Here is a 19,549-nt window from a genome sequence, read left to right as displayed (position 1 = left end):
GTGATTTGGTTGTCATTGCCAGTTCCTCCGTAATCCAAATCTTCATCTTATAGGATACTACGGATTCAGCCGGCTGTGACGGCTTACTCACTGCCTGCTCAGGAAAGCTGACCGGACGCTTTCAGCTCGCCGATTTTGGCGCGCAGCCCCTGTTCAAGGTCGCGGATGCGTTCATAGGTGAGCGCTTCGTGTTCGGTCAGCTCGGTTACTGTATCGGTCTGCTTGATGAGGATCGTCGGGCGCTGTTTGCCCCACGCGTAGCCTAAATAGAGCAAAGCAGCGGACGGCAGCCCGGTCAAATCGGTGATCACGAGGTGCGCGCCATCGATCTTCTGGCGGATCTGCCCCATGATTTCGGCGTCATGCAGCGACAACTCCATGCGCGTACACAGATCGCCGATGCTGTGCACCGCATTCTGGAGGCCGTAGTAGAAGAAATCATCCAGCTCGGGATCCGTCGCCATGATCACGAAGGCGTAGGGCTGCTCCTGACTGATCGGCGCAACGGGCGCGGCAGCGCTCGCTCCGAGCGTGTAGGCATACGCCCACTCGTCACCGGGCACGCGCTCAAACACACCGCCGAACTGCGTTTCAAACGCGACCCGCAGGCGCTTGACCGTCTCCGGGATGAGTTCGACGATGGTGATACGCCGCAGGGTGCTCGGCAGATCGTTGGCATGAAAGGCGCTCAGGTAGCCGTTGATCTGCGCGATCAGGGCGGCGGTTTCGTCGAGGCCAAAGCCCGTGCCATGAATGGTCATCGCCAGATGCTCAACGGGCAGTTCCGTCTTCAGAATATGGCAAATTTCCGCCGACATGGACTGAATATCGGCGTAGGTAATGTCAGCCAGACGGTTCACGCCCATAAACAGGGTATGCGAAGCCCCGGTCGCGCCGAACGTTTCGACCAAGGCATGTTTGCCCGGTGGCGGTTGGATGGCCTCGGAATACGAGGTGTTGGGCGGCGTGAGCAGCGTCGCGACCGCGAGATCCGCGCCGAGAAAATACTGCGCGTACTTGAGCGCGATCACATCGGCGTCAATCTCGGTGATGTTGCCCGCTACAATTTTCAGCGTGATCGTTTGCTGTGCCCCAGCCGCCGGCATGACCCCGCGCATGCGTCCAACGAACTTAGGCGTAAAGGTCGCCTGCATGCCCGACTGCATCTGTTCGTATTGAATATCCGCGAGGTTCCACCACACATCGCCCGCCAGCAGCACCGGGAAGATCGGCTTTTTGAGCTTTTCGGCGAGCAGCAGTTCGCGCCGCACCCAATCCGACTCACGCGAACTGGGTGACATGATGATCAGGAAGGCCGCCGCCCCGCTCAGGTTTGTCTCGATGGTCTTTTCCCACTGATCGCCGCCGCTGATGCCTTCTTCGTCCATCCAGACGGGGAAGTTTTCCGCCTTGAGCAGGGCGCGCACATGCCGCGCAAACTCGATGTCTTTTTTGCTGTAGCTGATGAAGATGTGCATGGCCGACCTCGGGGAACAGTCGTCGGGGCGCAGCGTGCCGCGCCCCAACAGCGTACGGTCAGCCTATTTTAGCTTGAGTTAATGGATAACGTGAACGCAAGTCGATCGGTGTCTTGAGTAGTTCCCCTCACCCACGCCAGCGGGGAGACGTGGCGAGCGCTGTTGGCGCCCCTCCCCGAATTCGGGGAGGGGCCGGGGGTGGGGTTGTTCTACCCCTTCGCCGTGAAGTAATTCCCAATCGCCAACGCGTCCATGTGCGTGCGCACAAAGCAATCAATCGCTTCGGCGGGCGACTGCACAATCGGCTCGTTCTCGTTGAACGAGGTGTTGAGCACGACGGGCGTCCCGGTCAGTTCGCCGAACGCGTGGATCAGCGACCAGTAGAGCGGCGCGTGTTCTTTCTGCACGGTTTGCAGACGCCCCGTGCCGTCGACATGCGTCACGGCGGGGATCTCTTTGCGCTTCTCCGGCAGCACGTTGTACACCTTGATCATGAACGGGTCGGGGTACATCTGGTCGAAGTAATCGCCGGTCGCTTCGAGGAGAATCGACGGCGCGAACGGGCGGAACTTTTCGCGGTGCTTGATGCGCGCGTTGAGGATGTCCTTCATATCGTCGCGGCGCGGGTCGGCGATGATGCTGCGATTGCCGAGCGCCCGCGGCCCCCACTCCATCCGCCCCTGAAACCAGCCCATGACGTTGCCGCCCGCGACGACTTCCGCCGCCTTCTTGACGAGCTGATCCGTCTCCAACTGCTGGTACTTCAAGCCGTAGCGGTCCAGTTCGGCGCGGATGGCGTCGTTGCCGTATTCCGGCCCGGTGTAGGCGTCGTTCATCACGTAGGCGCGCGGCTGATTCAGCACCTGATGGTAGATGTAATAGCACACGCCGAGCGCCGTACCGGCATCGCCGGACGCGGGCTGAATGTAGATATCTTCAAACTCGGTGTTGGGCAGCACCTTGCCGTTGAACACGCTGTTGAGCGCCACGCCGCCCGCCAGACACAGCGCCTGCTTGCCCGTGTCTTTTTGCAGCCGCCGCACCAGCGCGAATTCCGCTTCTTCGAGCATGGCTTGCAGCGAATGCGCGATATCCATGTGCTTCTGCGTGAGTTCGGTGCGCGGGGCGCGCGGTTCACCGAGCACATCGACCAGCTTGGACGAGAAGATCGTGCCGATGGTCGGTTCGCCGCCCTCCCACGACATGCTCGCGCCTTCGGCGTGATGCACGAAGTAATCGAGGTCGAGGTCGAACGTGCCATCGCGCTGCACGCGCACGATCTTGCGCATCAAATCAACATAGCGCGGCTCACCATACGGCGCGAGCCCCATGACTTTGCCTTCGTCGCCGTACTTGGGGAAGCCGAGCCACTGACTCACCGCCGTGTAGAAGATGCCGAGCGAGTGCGGGAAGTTGATCTCATCCTGCACGCTGATCTGATTGTCTTTGCCCGTGCCCCACATCGTCGTGACGAAGTCGCCCGCGCCATCCACCGAGAGGATCGCCGCGTCAGTGAACGGCGATACGAAGAACGCCGACGCCATGTGCGCGCGATGATGTTCGACGTTGTGATACTGCGCCTTGAGTTCGCCGACGCCCATGTGCTTGGCGAATTCGTTCTTGAGCGTGCCGACCTTCATGGTGTTTTGCAGGCGATCGCGCACCAGGTCGAGGCTGGGGCGCTGGCGGAAAGCGAACAGCGCCGCTTGCAGCAGATTGGCTTTCGGGTCGCGGCTGATGCCGATGTGATCGACCTCATACGGGGTGATGCCGGCGACGCTCAACACATAGCGGATCGCCTGCACGGGGAAGCCCGCCCAGTATTTGGTGCGGTTGAAGCGTTCTTCTTCGACAGCGGCAATGAGTTTGCCGTCCTGAATGAGGCAGGCCGACGCGCCGCCGTGATACGCATTGATGCCGAGAATATACATACCTGAGTCCTACGGAGTGCGAATGACAAAACGCGCATCATTATACGAAGGGATCGATATTGGGTATAGGTTGAGCGAATCCGGCGCGCTGGCCTGAAGTTAATCGCCAGCCAAACGAAATTCATGTCATACTGAACGTATAGTACGAGATCGTGACAACGGATAAGCGTAAGCGCGCCGCAACCTAATCACAGCGTTACGGCACGTGATCGTGCCCCGTGCGCCGGTTTTTCAGAGACCATCTGAATATTCGCAAATTTTCTCGTAGGGGCACACGGCCGTGCGCCCCTACACAAGCGAAAACAACGTATTTTCAAATGGCTTCTCAGAGGTGAACAGAGACGATGAGCAGCACACCAGCGAACACGCCGCAGCCCGCGGTTCAGCTTGTGCCCGCGGGACAAGATGTATTCGGCGAGCATCGGGGGCTCGGCATCAGCTCGATTGCGTTCAAAGTGGCTACGCCCGACCTGCTCATTCTGGAAAACACCTTCCATCAACCCGGTGGACCAGCGCGGCATCTGCATTATGCGCAGGACGAATGGTTCTACGCGGTGGAAGGCGAGTTTATTATTGAAATTGGTCAGGAACGGCTGACGCTCAAGGCCGGGGATTCGGTGCTCGCGCCGCGGAATGTCCCGCATGTGTGGGCGTCGGTGGGCAGCACGACCGGGCGGATGCTCATCACGTTTTTGCCCGCCGGGAACATGGAAGCCTTCTTCCGGGAAGTGACCAAAGCTGATGCCATGCCGCCTCAGGACCCGGCGCTCTGGCGCGCGCACGGCATGGAACTGATTGGACCACCGCTGCGGCTCGCCTAAACTAATCCGGGCGCGCGAACTGACTGAACTGACAACGACTCAGCACAAGGTGAACTAGCAATGAATGGGCAGAATCTCAGCGGACAGACCCTCGGTCAGTATGAGCTGAAAGAATTAATCGGACGCGGCGGCATGGGCGCGGTCTACCGGGGCTACCAGCCCGCGCTGGATCGCAGCGTCGCCATCAAGGTGATGTCGCTGTCGGTGGTCAACGAACCGGGCTACGCCGAACGCTTCAACCGCGAGGCCAAAATCGTCGCCTCGCTGGAACACCCGCAGATCGTCCCGCTGTACGATTACGGCATTTCCGGCGACGTGAGCTACGTCGTCATGCGCTTGCTCACGGGCGGCTCGCTTGAAGACCGCATGCGCCGCGGCGAACGCCTGTCGCTCACGGAGATCGCCACGCTTCTCAGGCAGATCACCGCCGCGCTCGAATACGCGCACAGCCGCGGGCTGATTCACCGCGACATCAAGCCGAGCAACGTCATGTTCGACGGGCGCGGCGACGCCTATCTGGTCGATTTCGGCATCGCCAAGCTGCTCCAATCGTCGCAGGTGCTGACCACGCACACGGCGCTGCTCGGCACGCCGTCGTATATGGCGCCGGAACAGTGGATGGATCAAGACCTGACGCCCGCCGCCGATCAATACGCGCTCGGCATCCTCACCTATCAACTGCTGACGGGCGAACTGCCGTTTGAGGCGACCACGCCCTACGCGCTGATGAATAAGCACATCAATCAAGCGCCACCTTCGCCGCAGGTGCTGCGCCCGGACGTTCCGGAAAACGTCGCGGCGGTCGTGCAGCGGGCCATCGCCAAAGCGCCCGCGGATCGCTTCCCCACTGTGACCGCCTATGCCACCGTCTTCGAGACGGCCACCAAAGATCGCGAAGCCGATCTGAAAACCACGCCCATCTCCCTGCCGATCTCGGCCCGCACCAAGCCCGCGCCTACCGCCGCCGTGACCGATCAACTGCCGCAGACGCGCTCGCAGCGCCGCCCGCCGTCACGCGGCCTCATCACGGGGGTCGCCGTACTGGCGCTGATCGGCGTGATCGTCGTGCTGCTGCAAAGCATTGGCCAACCGCCCGCCGCTCCCGTCACGCCCACGGAGATCGCCGCCCTGCTCGTCACTGAGGAAGCGACCGCGGAGCGCACGGCGGAAGCCTTAGCCGCTGAAGTGACTGCGACCGTCGAGCCGACCGCTGCTGAGATGCCACTGACCCGCACACCGCGCCCGACCTTCACGCCCGTTCCGCCGAGCCGCACGCCGCGCCCAACGCACACCGCCACCGACACGACAGAAACTAACCTCACGCCCACGCTGACCGGCTATCAGAACTTCACGCAGGGCATGCAGGCGTTCGACTCGGGCGACAATGAGACGGCCATCACCTATTTCACGCAGACGCTCGCGCTCGATCCCGGCTACGTGGACGCCTACTACTTCCGCGGGGTCGCTCACTACTACACCGCGCAGTTAGACGCCGCGCTGAGCGACTACAACCAGACGCTCGCGCTCAAGCCGGATTACCTGGATGTCTATGCCAATCGCGCGCAGGTTCAGTACGAGCTCGGCGCTTACGCGGCTGCGCTGACCGATATTGACGCGTCACTGGATATCTACGAGGAAAATTCGGGCGCGCACTACCTGCGCGCGCAAATCCAACTGCAATTGGACGATCCGCAGGCGGCGCTGGTTGACTTTACCCGTGTGCTGGAACTCGACTTGACGTGGACGGGCGTCTACTACGAGCGCGGGTGGGTGTACTTTGGCGTTCAAGAGTACGAAGCCGCGCTGAGCGATTTCGAGGCGATTCTGGCGACCGATCCCCAGAACATCGAAATTCTCCACGCCACCGCCGAAGCGCAGGACGCGCTTGAAGACAAGGAAGATGCGCTGGAAACGTTTGAGGACGCGCTCGACATCGACGAGTATGATAGCTACGCGGTGCGCCGCTCCGCCGACCTGTTCTACGACCTCGAACGTTGGGACGAAGCGCGGGATTACTACGAGTGGTACATCGAACTGGTGGGCGACGCGACCGAAAGCTACGTCCGCGAACGCCTGACCACCATCGAGGACATGTCGGCGCGTGGCAGTGAGGAAACCGGCAAGTAAGGCGGATGTTCAGAAACCCGACGCGCGGCTATAATGCTAGCGCGTAGGCTTCACAGACGAGCGACTGCATGGACGAGTGGATCGGTAAGCGGGTCGGCGGTTACGAAATTCGCAGTGTCATCGGTCGTGGCGGCATGGCGGCGGTGTATTTGGCGCACCAGATTTCGATGAGCAGTCGGCTCGTCGCCCTGAAGGTGCTCCCGCGCCAATTCCTGCACGACGACACGTATATGCAGCGCTTCAGCCGGGAAGTGCAGATCGTCTCCACGCTGGAGCATCGCAGCATCGTCCCCGTGTACGATCACGGCGAACACGACGGCCAACCGTACATCGTCATGCGCTATCTGGCGGGCGGCTCGGTCGATTCCCAGCTCCGGCAGGGCGCGCTCGATCCCAAGTCCATTCTCGGCATCATCCAGCAGATCGCCCCGGCGCTCGATTACGCGCACAGCAAAGGCGTGCTCCACCGTGACCTCAAGCCGAGCAACATCCTGCTCGACGACGCGGGCGGCGCCTTCCTCACCGATTTCGGCATCGCGCGCGTGGTTGGCGAAGTGCCGAGCGGCTCGATCACCACGCAGGGCGCGGTTGGCACCCCCAGCTACATGAGTCCTGAACAGGCGCAGGGCAAGCCGCTCGATGGCCGCAGCGACATTTACGCGCTCGGCATCACCGTCTTCGAGATGATCACGGGCGTGCGTCCCTTCGAAGCGGATACGCCCTATGGTACCGCTGTGCTGCAGGTCACCGCGCCGCCGCCGTCCCCGCGCGAATTCCGTCCGGAATTGTCGCTGGCCGTCGAAGGCGTGATCCTCAAAGCCTTGAGCAAACGCCGCGAACTGCGCCACGGCAGCGCCACCGAATTCGCGGACGCCTTCAAGCAGGCCCTGGATGCGCCACCGATCACCCTGCTGGATACGCAGCCCTCCCCCGCCAATTCACCTCCCAGCGCAGGTCAGCGTGCCGCCGCCGATCAGCAATACGCCGCCGCCCTCCTCTTACGTCTATCCCCTGGTCATGACGCCGCCCCCAGTCGCCCGGTCGTGCCGCGCCGCAGCGGGTCGCGCTGGTGGTTGAGCCTCAGCGTGGGCGCGCTGTTCGGGTGCATTCTGCTCAGCCTGATCGTCGTCGCCGCCATGCTGGTGATCAACTCGCTGGCCGAGCCGACGCCCGCCACCACGCCCAGCATCGCTGAATCCGCGCCGACCACCACCGCGCAGGTCCTGCCCACGCTCACGCCGCTGCCCCGCGCCGAGGCGACCACGGAGGTCGCGCCGGTAGGCGAAATCCCAACCCCGGCGCTGGACAATACGGTCGAAAATATGCTTTCGGGAACGCTTGTTTATTTTGCTTATCGGGATGATAATTTTGACGTCTATAGGATGTCACTGCCAGATCGCTTTGAAATTCGTCTGACGAACAGTGAAAGTCGGGAACTGTTTCCTGTTGTCTCGCCTGATGGCGAACGCATCGCCTATATGTCGGATCGCGACGGCGACTTCGACATTTACGTGATGAACATGAACGGCATGAATGTGCGGCGGGTGACGGACAACGAGGTGGCGGATCGTTTCCCGGCGTGGAGTCCTGATGGTAACTGGCTCGTATTTTCGAGCGATGTGCGCGGTGACGGCACCGATGATTTGTATCGTGTGCGGGTCGATGGATCAGGATTGATGGAGCTGTACAGCGACGGTCAGCGCAACCTGCAGCCCAGTTATCAACCGGATGGCGCGATGTTGGTCTTTGTGAATGGCGACCCCTTCGACGCGCAGACCTGGGAGATCATGAGTCTGGAACTCGATACCAGAACGGTGAACGCGCTCACGGATAACGACGTGCGCGACTCGGCCCCGGTCTGGACGCCAGACGGTCAGATCCTGTACATCTCGGAAGGGGAAGGCTACGCGGCCATCCGGCAGATGGAAGCCGATGGCGGCGGTGACGAACTCATCTACGACGGCAGCGGCTACGAATCGACTGTGTCAGCGCACCCCGACGGCGGCCTGCTCATCTTCACCTCTGCCGAAACCGGGCGCGATGAACTTTATGTATATGCCAGCGGTGGACGTTACATCCAACAATTGACCAGTAACGGCGCGGCAGCGGCAAGGTGGGTGAGAGGGGCTTCATGATATCGGGACCAACATTAGCGGAGTCTGTAGCTGCCGCAATCCGCGCGGGCATTCTGGACGGCAAGTACCTGAGCGGGGAACGCCTGATTGAACTCAATCTGGCGAAGACGATGGGCGTCAGCCAGATCACCGTGCGCGACGCGCTGCGCATCCTCGAACAAGAGGGTTGGGTGACGAAAAACCCTCGGCGCGGGGTATATGTGCGCAGCTTTACGTCGGACGCCGCCGAAGAAGTCTACGCGCTGATCCGCACGTTTGAAGGCTTGGCGATGGAGTGGGTGTTCGACAAGTACACCCGGCAGATGGGGACGGATCTCCATGCCATCCTCGACGCGGCCCGCAAACACGCGCAAAAAGACGAGCGCCGCGAAGCGATCGACAAGCTGTTCGACTTCCACAACTATCTGGCGCGTTCTATCGACAAGCCGTTGAGCAGCCAGATTCTGGAACTCTTGAGCAACCAGACGCGCATGCTGGAAGCGATCCGGCAGGTGCGCGCCCCGGTCAACGCACAGGGCTTGAACAGCAACATCGAACTGCATGATCAACTGCTCGAAGCGATTGAGAAGCGCGATCTGAACACGGCGCGCCAGTTGATCAACACGGTGTTCATCCAGTACAGCCAATTGATGGTGAGCGTGCTCACCGTGTGACAGCCATGGGGTCGGTGGTGCGACCTGCGCTGTCAAGGCTCTGCACGGACGCGATAAGTCGCGTCCGTTTGTTTTCTCAGCCAAAGTCGGCTTCCGGTATTTCGCCCACCCGAATTCAGTGAAGGTAGACAGATGTCCCCACTCACAGCGTGCTCTCCGGCGGTGGCGGCGGCTGCGCCTTGATGGGCAGGCGAATGGTGAACTGCGCCCCGCCACCGTTCAGGTTCGCGACGGAGATCCTGCCGCCGTGTGCCTCGACAAACCCCTTCGCAATCGACAAGCCGAGCCCGGTACCACCCGCGGCCACCCCCGGCGCACGATAAAACTTCTCGAACACGCGCGCTTGATCCGCGGGGGCAATCCCGCCGCCGTGATCAGTCACACGCAGGCAGACGACGTTGTCCTCGACGGTCGCGCTGATGTCGATGGGCGTGCCCACAGGCGTGTACTTCACCGCGTTGTAAAGCAAATTGGCGATCACCTGCTCCATCAGGCCAAAGTCGATTTTGATAAGCGGCAGGTCGCGCTGCAGGCTGATGCTGACCGGGTGCGCGTCCAGATGCCGCCCCATGCGATGCAGTGTCGAGCCGATCAGATCGGTCACGTCGCACCATTCGAGCTTAGCCTCCACGCGCCCACTTTCGAGGCGCGTCATGTCGAGCAGATTGCCGACCAGCCAGTTGAGCCGATCTGCCGCGTCCTGAATATCCTCCACGAGATCCGGTTTGGCGGCGTCCGGCATGAGCGGATCGATCAGCCCGGAGGACGCACCCGCTATCGCCGCAATCGGCGTGCGGAACTCGTGCGAGATCGAATTGAGCAGCGAGGTGGCGAACTGTTCCGAGGCTTGCAGCATGGCGGCTTTGGCGGCGGCTTCGTTGAGCAGTTCGCGTTCGATCACAAGCGCGATCTGCCGCGTGAACGTCTCCAGCAGGGTCTCTTCGTCACGGGAGAGGCGCGTTTCGCCGCGGCGCTTGAGGCCGATGACGCCGACCTTGCCGCCGGAGGTGATCAGCGGCAGGAAGGTCGCGTCGGACTGCGAGAGCGTGTCGGTGAAGCGCCCGGCAGGCTTGCCCGATTCGAACGCCCATTTGGCGATGCTGAAGTGCCGCTCGGTGACGCGCAGCGTGCTCACCGGGTGAGCTTCCAGCGCTAGCATGTCGTCGGGCAGCGTGAGGAAGATGGCAACTTCCGCATTGAACGCCCGCTCAATTTCGTCGACCGCGCTCCGCAGCACGTCGGTCACCGAGGGTTGGCGCGAGAGGTGATAGAGCGCGAGCGTGCGTTCGGCGTACAGGCGCGCCTGCCGTTCGCCCTGCCGGATTTTCGCCGTGAAGTTGCCGACGAACAGCGCGATCACGAAGTACAGGCCGAGCACGATCACATCTTCGATGTTCACGGCCATGAACATGTTACGTGGCGGCATGAACAGGTAGCCCCACGTGATCGCGCTGACGGTCGCCGCGAGAATGGCGGGGCCGCGCCCGAGGTAGGCCGCGATCAGCAGCACGACGAGCAGATCGATCAGGCCGACCGCCTGATACTCGATGATCGGGCTGAGCCAGATGCTCACCACCGTGATCAACACGACGATGGCGAAAGCGATCAGGTAGTGACGCAGCGCCGAATGCCGTTCGACGGGCGGCACGAACGTCCGCGGCGCGCTGCTCTCCGGTTCGTCACCCGTGACGACGTACACATCAATCGCACCGCTGGCTTCGATCAGGCGGTTGACGATGGAACCGCCGCGCACGAAGTCCTGCAGGCGGCTGTGCGCGGGCTTGCCGACGACGATCTGCGTGACGTTGCGCTCATGGGCGACGCGCATCAGCCCGGCGATTACATCCCCCGCGATGGTGGTGACGACCTCCGCGCCGAGTTCGCGGGCGAGCGCCACATTGCGAATCAACCGTTCGCGGTCGGCGGGCGAGAGACGGCGCGGCAGTTCGACATTGACGGCGATCCACGGTGCTTCCATGTTGTAGGCCATGCGCCGCGTCCAACGGATGAGGCGCTCGGACAGCGGGCTCGGGCTGACTGCCACCAGCAAGCGATCCCCCGCCTTCCACGGCGTGGTGATTTGCTTGAGCTGGCGGTAGTCCTGTAACTGCTGATCGACGCGCTCGGCGGTCAAGCGCAGCGCCATCTCGCGCAGCGCGGTCAGGTTGCCGATGCGAAAGAACGTCTTGATGGCCGTTTCGACCGGTTCGCTCGTGTACACCTTGCCTTCGAGCAGGCGGGCGCGTAAGTCTTCCGGCGACAAATCAACCAGTTCGATCTGGTCGGCCAGTTCGAGGATCGAATCGGGCACACGCTCGCTGACGGTCACCCCGGTGATCGTCTGCACGGTGTCGGCACGGCTGTCGAAGTGCTGCACGTTGACCGTCGTCCACACGTCGATCCCGGCGTCGAGCAGTTCCAGCACATCCTGGTAGCGCTGCGGATGGCGCGACCCCGGCGCGTTGCTGTGCGCCAGATCATCGACGAGCACGAGCGCAGGCTGCCGGGCGAGGATGGCATCGAGATCCATCTCCGCGAGGATCACGCCGCCGCCGGAGACGGCACGGTATGGGACGATCTCAAAGCCCGCCAGCAGGTTGTCGGTTTCGGGGCGGTTGTGCGTCTCCACCCAGCCGATCACCACGTCGACGCCGTCGGCACGTTTGGCTTCGCGCGCGTCGTCGAGCATGGCGAAGGTTTTGCCCACGCCTGCCGCCATCCCCAGATAGATTTTCAGCTTGGCCCGCTGCGCTGTTTGCATGATTCAGATATCCATCAATCCGTAGGAGCAGTTTCCGCTCGTTCGATTCATCATAGGCTATCCGCGCCGCATCTGCTACTTGCAGGTTGTCGAGGACAGCCGGTAAGTGCGTAGACCACCGTGAAAATGGGTTACAGGTCGGTTTTGGGAATTTGCGGACGCGATAAATCGCGTCCCTACGAGAAGACGGTGCTGGTGTAGGGACGCAATTCATTGCGTCCGCTGCATCTAGAACGACTTCACGCTATTCGGTGGAGCTACCGGACAGCCACGCACATTGCCCAACGCGTCTCATGTAGCATTAAACAATTACAATCATAATTCTGACGACTTACATTACATCTAAGGAGTACAGCAGATGAAACGGATGTTATGGCTCGTCGTCCTACTTAGCTTGCTGGTAGCCAGCGGCGTGAGCGCGCAGACCGGGACTCTCAGCCCGGACCAGATCGCGCAGATTGCGCAGAGCGTGGTCGAAATCGGTGCGCTCAAGAAAGGTCAGGTCGCCGGCATCGGTTCGGGGACGATTGTCAGCCCGGACGGCTTGATCTTCACCAATCGCCACGTCGTCGAAGGATCGGACGACTTTTTGATCCTCATCCTGCAAGACCCGTCCGAACCACCCGTCGAGAGCTTCCTCGCCAGCGTGGTCGGCGTGTCCGAGACCATCGATTTCGCGCTGCTGCAAATCGACCGCGACCTCGATGGCAACCAGATCGATACGGCCAGCCTCAACCTGCCGACGATCCAGCTGGCCTCGGAACGGGCACGGCTCGGCGAGAACATTTCCGTGTTCGGCTACCCCGGCTTGAGCGAAGGTTACCTCGTCTACACGACGGGGACGATCTCCGGTGTGCAGAACGAATCGCTCAACGGTCAGCGTGTGGCCGGTTGGTATAACACCGACGCGGAAATTTCCCCCGGCAACAGCGGCGGCACGGTCGTGAACCAGAACGGTGAATACATCGGCATTCCGACCGCCGTGCGCGCGGAAAACACGACCGGCGGGCGCTTGGGCGGCATCACGCCGCTGCCCGCCATCCTCGCCGAACTGGGCGTGACCGCGCAGGAGATCAACGCTGGGCAGGTGGGCAACGAGCAAATCGCCGCGGCGCCTGCCGTGTCAGGCAGTGATCCCGAACTGCTGACCGGCGTCACGCTGGATTACACGCTCGACCCGAATTATGGCGTATACGATCTGGCGGCGGGCTTCGAACCGGATCCGTTCACGCTGGACGTGATCGCCGGCGGCGACATCGACACGAGCACGCTCAACCTCGGCGATCAATGCGTGGGGCGCGCGACCGCCCAACCGGATGTGCGGCTCAACTGGTCGGGATCGTCGCAGCTCCTGCGCATCTTCTTCCAGGCGACGAACGCGAACGGCGACACCGCGCTGCTGGTCAACGATCCACAGGGCAACTGGTACTGCAATGACGACTCAGGCAGGGAATTTGAATCCGGTGGTCGATCTGGAGAATCCGGTCGAGGCAGTACGACATCTGGATTGCCAGCGGCGGCGCGGATACTGAAGGCACGCTGGAGATCACGGAACAGGCGAACGTCGGGCCGTAGGGCCGCTTCTGACCCCACCCCCTGCCCCTGAATTCAGGGAGGGGAGCCAACATCACTCGCCAAGTCAAATTGGTTTTCGTAGGGACGCAATTATGCAGTTTAACTAATGATCGCGGATATTGGCTGTAGGGGCGACCCTATGTGGTCGCCCATGAACGGGTGGGGACACTGCCCCTCCCCTACATTCGGGATCTCCGTACTCATAAGTTAAATTGCATCATTGCGTCCGCTGACGAAGGGAAAGGCTTTAAGGAATGCTTCTTATACACCCTCATGCCTTGTCCCTACTTTGAATTGGTCCGCTGGCACGGATTCAGCCGGAAAAGCAAACCTCACCCCTAGCCCCTCTCCTAAAGGAGAGGGGAAGATGCTAGCCGATTTCGGCGAGGCGTTGGCCGCGTTCGACCACATCGCCCGCCTTGACCAGCAGCCGTTTGACCGTCCCGGCAATCGGGGCGGTCACGCGGATTTCCATCTTCATCGCTTCGAGCAGCAGAATCGGCTGGCCGCGTTCGACGGCGTCCCCTTCGGCGGCCAGCAGTTCGCGCACCTGACCCGGCATTTGCGCAGTCAGGTCACCACCGCCACCCGCCGCCCCGCCGCGCTTCGATCCGCGCTTCTCCGGCAGGCTGAGCGTATAGGCATCGCCGCCGACCGCCACATGGCGTTCATTCCCGGCGCGGACGACATGCGTCGTGATGCGCTCATCGCCGAGCACGAGGATCGTGCCGCCGTTGGGCGCGGGCACGATGCGCACGGGATCGTCTCGCCGTCGATCACCGCGCGGTAGCTGCCATCCAGCTGGCGCTCCAACTCGACGGTGTACGGCCTACCCTGATAGACGTAGCTGGCGATCATAGGCTGGCGCAGGACGGCAGATCCGGTCGCAGCTGCCCGGCGATCACATCCAGTTCGTCGAGTCCCCATTCCGGATACACGAGCATAAACGCGGCCACGCGCTGATCGCTGATCGGGTCGATCCAGTAGCGGATGGTGTAATTCGAGCCCGCGTAGGTCGCAGCGAATTCATGCAGACGCAGCCGCCCGACGAGGCAGACCCCGGTTTCTTCCCACGACTCGTAGCTAGCGAACAGCGTATCCCACACACCCTCGTTATAGAAAGCGTCGATGTCGTCGTCGGTGTAGCCGCAGTCGTAGTGCAGCAGTTCGAGCATGGCGACGCTGCCATAGGCGCTGTTGTTCCACGTAAAGCGCGTCATCGACTCGGTGCTGGTCGCGGAGAGCATCCACGCGGGACTGGGCAGTAGGTTGCCTTCGAACGCGGCGGCGACCTGCAAATCGCTCTGGTCGGGCGGCGCGCAAATGCTCACAATCTGCGGATTGGCGGGAGGCAGCGCGGTCGGCGACGGCGTCATGGTCGGCGCGAGGACGCTCCCCACCCGGCGCGCGGGCGTGGGCGTGAACGTTGGCGTCATTGGCAGCGCCTGCACGACGGTCACTTCCACCGATCCGATGGGTTCGACGGGCATCACCACCGCCGAGCTAATGCCGAACACGCTGATAAAGCCACCAAAGACGAGCAGTAAAGTCAACAGTCCGCACATGGAGCCATCCTTTTCAATAGTGAGCCTAGCCCCCGTCCCCTCTCCGAACGGAGAGGGGCGAAACTAATTATATGCCTCCCTTCTCCCGTGAGAGAGGGGAATGAGGGGTGAGGCTAGCTTTACCCGATTCTAAACCCATCTGTGCGCGCCCACGGATCAGGTACGCTGTACCGCTCACTTCGCCCGCGCCCTTGGGAGAGGGGGTCAGGGGGTGAGGTGGTCAAATCGTGCAGCGCCGCCGCGATCAAGGCGGCTTTGGGCAGCGCCGATTCCGGCGGCAGCAGTTCGGCGAGATGCGTCTCAATGAAGTTGGTATCCACTTCCCCAGCCTGGAACGCCGGGTGATTGATGAGCGCGCGCAGAAACGTGAGATTGGTCGTCGTACCGAGAATGACGGTGTCGCGCAGCGCCGCGTCCATGCGCTGAATCGCCCCATCTCGCGTCCAATCATAGACGATCAGCTTGGCGATCATCGGGTCGTAGTGGATGGTGATGGCATCGCCCGCGCCCACGCCCGAATCCACGCGCACGCCCAAGCCACTCGGCGGGATGAATTCCAGCAGCGTGCCGACGGCGGGCAGAAAGCCATTCGGCGCGTCTTCGGCGTACAGGCGGCATTCGATGGCGTGCCCGCGCTGCGTGAGGTCGGCTTGCGTGAAGGGCAGTGGTTCGCCCGCCGCAATCGCGATTTGCAGCTTGACCAAATCCAGCCCCGTCACCATCTCCGTGACCGGATGCTCGACCTGCAAGCGCGTGTTCATCTCCAGAAAGTAGAATTCGCCCGTCGGCGCGGCGATGAATTCGACCGTGCCCGCGTTGACGTACTGGACCGCCCGCGCCGCCTCGACCGCCGCCGCGCCCATGCGCGCGCGAATCTCTGGTGTGAGCAGCGGCGACGGCGACTCTTCGATCACCTTCTGATGGCGGCGCTGCGCGCTGCATTCGCGCTCAAACAGATGCACGGTGTGTCCGAACTGATCGGCCAGCACCTGCACTTCGATATGCCGCCCATGCTCGATGTAGCGTTCGAGAAACACCCGCGGATCGCCGAAAGCGTGCAGGGCTTCGCGCCGCGCCGCTGCCAGCGCCTCCGGCAGATCGCGCCGCTCGTAGACCACGCGAATCCCCTTGCCACCGCCGCCGCCCGCCGCCTTGACCATCACCGGGTAACCGATCTGATCCGCCGCGGCGACGAAATCGGCGTCGTTCTGCGCATCGCTCTGGTAGCCGGGGACGAGGGGCACACCCGCTCTACCCATCAAGGCGCGCGCCTCGGTTTTGACGCCCATCAGGCGAATCGCTTCCGGCGGCGGTCCGATCCACACTAAGCCCGCGTCGAGCACCGCCTGCGCGAAATCTTCGACTTCCGAGAGAAAACCGTAACCGGGATGCACGCAGTCCGCGCCCGACCGTCGCGCCGCATCGATCAGTTTGGGGATGTTGAGGGTAGCTGTCCGCGGGGTTGGCCGCGCCGAGCAGATAGGCTTCGTCGGCGAGCTGCACATGCCGTGCGTTGGCATCGACCTCCGAATACACGGCGACCGTGTGCACGCCGAGCTCGTGACACCCGCGCAGGATGCGCACGGCGATTTCGCCGCGATTGGCGATCAAACACTTGTGCAGAGGCATAAGCCGCTCATCCGCTGACCCAATAGGCTTCATCACCGCCGATTATAGCCGCAAATTCGCTAGTTCAAATGTAATCTGTCACATTCGCCATACCCCAGCACATACAGTTGTTGAGCGAACTCCAGATAAGGAAGGTTGATCGATGCCTGTGCCGTTCTTGGGAAATGAACTGCTGCGCGGGGAGCGCGTGCGCCTCGCCCGTTTGCTGGACAGCGATTACGCCCTGCTCGCCCGCTGGACGGAAGACATGGAGAATCAGCGCTTGCTGCGCCGCTCCATGGTCTATCCGAGCGACGAACGGGATATGCGGGATTGGTTGGGCAAGGTCGACGAATACCAGTTCATCCCGTTTGGCATCCGCACGCTGGACGATGATCGGTTGGTGGGCATGCTGGCGATCAAGGATATTTTTCTGGCAGGCGCGGCACTGCTCGTTCTTCATCAATATCGGCGATCCAGCGGATCAGGGGTCAGGGCTACGGCTCGGACGCGGTCAAGGTGATGCTGAAATACGCCTTCTGGGAAATGAACATGAACCGCGTCGGGCTGGAAGTCATGGCCTACAACGAGGGAGCGCGGCGCACCTACGAGAAGATCGGCTTCACGCCGGAAGGCACGCTGCGCCAGTACGTCTACCGTGACGGCGTGTACTACGATGTGCACCTGATGTCACTGCTGCGGGCGGAATGGGACGCGCGGTACGCGGAGGCGAGTCGGCGGAAAGGGTAACCTTACGCCGCAGTGCTTAATGGCCCCTCGCGATAGGGCGAGGGGCCAGAGCGCTCGAATCTATTACATGTGCATGCCACCAATTATGGTGTGCACGGTTCTTGGTGGCGATCCGTTGTATATTTGCTTCCTTCAACCGCATACTGGTACTCGAAAAGCTGATTGTCAACCAAAACCTGAATACGATAGGGTGTGATCACCGACTGCCGTAAAATCGTGGTTACCGCTCGATGGTTGGCTCTAACAATTTCAGGAGTAGAGTTACCAATTTTGACTCCTGACTGTTCTTCTCTCTGATAGTTTTCTCGATACCAATTCTGAGCTTCTAGACCAAGGCCAATTCGATCCAGTTGATCAGCAACGAGCGAAAACACGTTTGAAACTTGCGAATTATCAGCATCTGGATTTGCTACCAGCCCAATGTCCACATTGTTTTGATATCCCTGATCGATGATCAGCGTTTCGCTGTACTCAAACCAAAAATCTGTTGTGAACGTCGTTGTAGTATCGACTTCGACGCAGTCATCTTCAATGATATTCGATGTGGAGGGTTCACTAATGGGAATTGGATCTCCGATTTCGCTATCCACAATATGAAACGCAAACGAACTTTGACTCGCATCTCCACGGTGAGTAGTGATCATGATTAGTTGGTCTGGAGTGGCTGGATCTCGAACTAGGGCGATCTGAATAGCCTGATATGGCAATCCGTTGGCAATAAATTGGAGTATGACATCTTCGATTTCTTCTGGGATCTGATACACAATGACTATTCGGCGAAAACCGCCAGCCGGAATTTCTAGAAATCGACCAGGCGCGCGATCAAAGTTACGCCCTGGAAAATCAATCACATCTGTGACTGGTGTAAGTGACTCAAGTTCATCACTGTATGCACCTGATGCGCTAACATCGGCGGTTATCAATTGCCCATCAGATAATTGAAGAACAAAATCCGTGTCGAAGAAAGCTTGGTTGACGATTCCAAAGTTGTAGAGCAATCCGTCTAAAACAAAGTATTTCTTACCGGATTCAGGTGTCCACCCGCGAATGATATTTCGAAAGCTCCCACGCTGAACATGAAACATGAAGGATCCATTAGTCACTACGACATCTCGAATGCTCGTTGGTTCTCCAGCTTTCCGAGGTGGTTCTGTCGGAAGGGGTAAAGGCAGTTCGGCTGGCAACGTGGGCATTGGAGTATAAGTTGCGGTGGGAGTCATACTTGGGGTCAAGGTCGGCATGGGGGTTCGGGTTGGTGTCCTAGTTTCAACCCCTTGTACTATCCCAATCGCAGTTCCGGCAGGGGTAGAGACCAGCGCCATAGTATTTGGTGTTGCTTCTATGTCAGATTGACCACAACCTGTCAGCACGAGTATTGCTATTAGCAGCATCATCCCCGAGCTAAGGGAACTGCAACAGATCCTCGCTTGTTTATGCATTGTTACCTCTTAGGTGTCAAAGCACAGACATCTCCTAAGAATAATAACATAAGCGCAGCTTTCAGGCTGTGTCGTTATGCAGCAAATCGAATGACATACTACCACGATTGTTAGGTTATTTTGCGCAGCGTCGGGATGAGCAGGCGCAGCGCATTGCCGCGGTGATCGATGGCGTTCTTCTCATCCATCGTCAGCGCGTTGAGCGTGACGTCGAAGCCGTTCGGGATGAACACGGGATCGAAGCCGAAGCCGTTCGCGCCATCGCCGGGCGCAAACGCGATCTTTCCCTCCACCGTGCCGACCTGCAAATCAATCAGCGAGCCGTCGCCCGCGGCCAGCGCCGCCGCGCACACGAAGCGCGCCGTGCGGCCTTCTTCCGGCACGCCGACCAGTTCCTCAAGCAGTTTGGTATAGCGATCCGCATCCGTGCCGGGCGCGTAGCGCGCCGAATACACGCCGGGACGCCCGCCCAAGGCATCGACCACGAGGCCGCTGTCGTCGGTCAGCGTAACCATGCCCGTCAGCTTGGCGTATTCGCGCGCCTTGTGTTCGGCGTTCTCGGTGAACGTCTCGTAGGGTTCAGGCACGTCCAAGTTGACGTTCACATCACGCAGACTCAAAAAGGTCAGGTTCAACTCGCTGAGCAGCGCCTGATATTCGCGCAGCTTGCCGGGGTTGGAAGTAGCGATCAAAATGTCCATACGAT

General features: G+C 60.8%; 15 protein-coding genes and 1 pseudogene. 7 read left to right on the top strand and 9 right to left on the bottom strand.

Annotation, left to right across the window (positions count from 1 at the left end; translation table 11 throughout):
* Positions 1–98 precede the first annotated feature (98 nt).
* Positions 99–1,478 carry a toll/interleukin-1 receptor domain-containing protein gene (locus IPK17_RS38475; protein ID WP_343423055.1) on the bottom strand — a complete coding sequence of 460 codons (1,380 nt, stop codon included), beginning with the start codon at positions 1,476–1,478 and terminating at the stop codon, positions 99–101.
* Between the two features lie 209 nt (positions 1,479–1,687).
* A complete protein-coding gene (locus IPK17_RS38470; RefSeq protein WP_343423054.1) occupies positions 1,688–3,409 on the bottom strand; it encodes a carbamoyltransferase family protein in 1,722 nt (573 codons plus the stop codon).
* A gap of 344 nt (positions 3,410–3,753) precedes the next feature.
* On the opposite strand from IPK17_RS38470, the gene IPK17_RS38465 reads away from it, so the two are divergent.
* The 4 genes from IPK17_RS38465 to IPK17_RS38450 all read left to right on the top strand — a co-directional run bounded on the left by IPK17_RS38465 (position 3,754) and on the right by IPK17_RS38450 (position 9,145).
* Positions 3,754–4,230 (top strand): cupin domain-containing protein, encoded by a 477-nt coding sequence (locus tag IPK17_RS38465; protein ID WP_343423053.1) that lies wholly within the window; start codon positions 3,754–3,756, stop codon positions 4,228–4,230.
* 60 nt (positions 4,231–4,290) lie between these two features.
* A complete protein-coding gene (locus IPK17_RS38460; protein ID WP_343423052.1) occupies positions 4,291–6,357 on the top strand; it encodes a serine/threonine-protein kinase in 2,067 nt (688 codons plus the stop codon).
* Between the two features lie 68 nt (positions 6,358–6,425).
* The gene (locus IPK17_RS38455; protein ID WP_343423051.1) at positions 6,426–8,492 is read left to right on the top strand and encodes a protein kinase domain-containing protein; all 2,067 of its coding nucleotides are present in this window, start codon (positions 6,426–6,428) and stop codon (positions 8,490–8,492) included.
* On the top strand, positions 8,489–9,145 hold the full coding sequence (locus IPK17_RS38450; protein WP_343423050.1) for a GntR family transcriptional regulator: 657 nt from the start codon (positions 8,489–8,491) through the stop codon (positions 9,143–9,145). Before IPK17_RS38455 ends, IPK17_RS38450 begins: the two co-directional genes overlap by 4 nt.
* A 142-nt stretch (positions 9,146–9,287) precedes the next feature.
* On the opposite strand, the gene IPK17_RS38445 is transcribed toward IPK17_RS38450, so the two are convergent.
* On the bottom strand, positions 9,288–11,906 hold the full coding sequence (locus IPK17_RS38445) for an ATP-binding protein (protein WP_343423049.1): 2,619 nt from the start codon (positions 11,904–11,906) through the stop codon (positions 9,288–9,290).
* Positions 11,907–12,264: 358 nt separating this feature from the next.
* Between IPK17_RS38445 and IPK17_RS38440 the strand changes: the two genes are divergently transcribed.
* Positions 12,265–13,512, top strand: coding sequence for a S1C family serine protease (locus IPK17_RS38440; protein WP_343423048.1), 1,248 nt, complete (start codon positions 12,265–12,267; stop codon positions 13,510–13,512).
* Positions 13,513–13,851: 339 nt separating this feature from the next.
* Here IPK17_RS38440 and IPK17_RS38435 read toward each other — a convergent pair whose 3' ends face one another.
* The 4 genes and pseudogenes from IPK17_RS38435 to IPK17_RS38420 all read right to left on the bottom strand — a co-directional run.
* Positions 13,852–14,238 carry an acyl-CoA carboxylase biotin carboxyl carrier protein subunit gene (locus IPK17_RS38435; protein ID WP_343423047.1) on the bottom strand — a complete coding sequence of 129 codons (387 nt, stop codon included), beginning with the start codon at positions 14,236–14,238 and terminating at the stop codon, positions 13,852–13,854.
* A gap of 97 nt (positions 14,239–14,335) precedes the next feature.
* Positions 14,336–15,046, bottom strand: coding sequence for a hypothetical protein (locus IPK17_RS38430; protein ID WP_343423046.1), 711 nt, complete (start codon positions 15,044–15,046; stop codon positions 14,336–14,338).
* Between the two features lie 119 nt (positions 15,047–15,165).
* On the bottom strand, positions 15,166–16,566 hold the full coding sequence (locus tag IPK17_RS38425; protein WP_343423045.1) for an acetyl-CoA carboxylase biotin carboxylase subunit: 1,401 nt from the start codon (positions 16,564–16,566) through the stop codon (positions 15,166–15,168).
* Positions 16,567–16,573: 7 nt separating this feature from the next.
* A pseudogene (locus tag IPK17_RS38420) lies at positions 16,574–16,675 on the bottom strand (biotin carboxylase N-terminal domain-containing protein); the annotation flags it as partial.
* A 142-nt stretch (positions 16,676–16,817) separates the two neighbouring features.
* On the opposite strand from IPK17_RS38420, the gene IPK17_RS38415 reads away from it, so the two are divergent.
* Together IPK17_RS38415 and IPK17_RS38410 are read left to right on the top strand one after the other, a co-directional pair.
* A complete protein-coding gene (locus IPK17_RS38415; protein WP_343423044.1) occupies positions 16,818–17,177 on the top strand; it encodes a GNAT family N-acetyltransferase in 360 nt (119 codons plus the stop codon).
* Positions 17,177–17,404 (top strand): GNAT family N-acetyltransferase, encoded by a 228-nt coding sequence (locus IPK17_RS38410; protein WP_343423043.1) that lies wholly within the window; start codon positions 17,177–17,179, stop codon positions 17,402–17,404. The genes IPK17_RS38415 and IPK17_RS38410 overlap by 1 nt, the downstream gene beginning before the upstream one ends.
* An 83-nt stretch (positions 17,405–17,487) precedes the next feature.
* Here IPK17_RS38410 and IPK17_RS38405 read toward each other — a convergent pair whose 3' ends face one another.
* Positions 17,488–18,489 carry a hypothetical protein gene (locus IPK17_RS38405; protein WP_343423042.1) on the bottom strand — a complete coding sequence of 334 codons (1,002 nt, stop codon included), beginning with the start codon at positions 18,487–18,489 and terminating at the stop codon, positions 17,488–17,490.
* A 464-nt stretch (positions 18,490–18,953) separates the two neighbouring features.
* Complete coding sequence (gene rdgB / locus IPK17_RS38400; protein ID WP_343423041.1) at positions 18,954–19,544, bottom strand: RdgB/HAM1 family non-canonical purine NTP pyrophosphatase; 591 nt, start codon at positions 19,542–19,544, stop codon at positions 18,954–18,956.
* Between the last annotated feature and the right edge of the window lie 5 nt (positions 19,545–19,549).

Source organism: Candidatus Flexifilum breve, from assembly GCF_016713355.1.
The sequence above is the reverse complement of the archived record's forward strand: the minus strand, read 5'-3'. Positions and strand labels throughout refer to the sequence as shown.

What these genes read in the sequence shown, in the direction of transcription:
- IPK17_RS38475 (WP_343423055.1), bottom strand. Translation starts at nt 1,478, where the DNA reads ATGCACATCTTCATCAGCTACAGCAAAAAAGACATCGAGTTTGCGCGG.
- IPK17_RS38470 (WP_343423054.1), bottom strand. Translation starts at nt 3,409, where the DNA reads ATGTATATTCTCGGCATCAATGCGTATCACGGCGGCGCGTCGGCCTGC.
- IPK17_RS38465 (WP_343423053.1), top strand. Translation starts at nt 3,754, where the DNA reads ATGAGCAGCACACCAGCGAACACGCCGCAGCCCGCGGTTCAGCTTGTG.
- IPK17_RS38460 (WP_343423052.1), top strand. Translation starts at nt 4,291, where the DNA reads ATGAATGGGCAGAATCTCAGCGGACAGACCCTCGGTCAGTATGAGCTG.
- IPK17_RS38455 (WP_343423051.1), top strand. Translation starts at nt 6,426, where the DNA reads ATGGACGAGTGGATCGGTAAGCGGGTCGGCGGTTACGAAATTCGCAGT.
- IPK17_RS38450 (WP_343423050.1), top strand. Translation starts at nt 8,489, where the DNA reads ATGATATCGGGACCAACATTAGCGGAGTCTGTAGCTGCCGCAATCCGC.
- IPK17_RS38445 (WP_343423049.1), bottom strand. Translation starts at nt 11,906, where the DNA reads ATGCAAACAGCGCAGCGGGCCAAGCTGAAAATCTATCTGGGGATGGCG.
- IPK17_RS38440 (WP_343423048.1), top strand. Translation starts at nt 12,265, where the DNA reads ATGAAACGGATGTTATGGCTCGTCGTCCTACTTAGCTTGCTGGTAGCC.
- IPK17_RS38430 (WP_343423046.1), bottom strand. Translation starts at nt 15,046, where the DNA reads ATGTGCGGACTGTTGACTTTACTGCTCGTCTTTGGTGGCTTTATCAGC.
- IPK17_RS38425 (WP_343423045.1), bottom strand. Translation starts at nt 16,566, where the DNA reads ATGCCAACGCACGGCATGTGCAGCTCGCCGACGAAGCCTATCTGCTCG.
- IPK17_RS38415 (WP_343423044.1), top strand. Translation starts at nt 16,818, where the DNA reads ATGCCTGTGCCGTTCTTGGGAAATGAACTGCTGCGCGGGGAGCGCGTG.
- IPK17_RS38410 (WP_343423043.1), top strand. Translation starts at nt 17,177, where the DNA reads ATGCTGAAATACGCCTTCTGGGAAATGAACATGAACCGCGTCGGGCTG.
- IPK17_RS38405 (WP_343423042.1), bottom strand. Translation starts at nt 18,489, where the DNA reads ATGTTTCATGTTCAGCGTGGGAGCTTTCGAAATATCATTCGCGGGTGG.
- rdgB (WP_343423041.1), bottom strand. Translation starts at nt 19,544, where the DNA reads ATGGACATTTTGATCGCTACTTCCAACCCCGGCAAGCTGCGCGAATAT.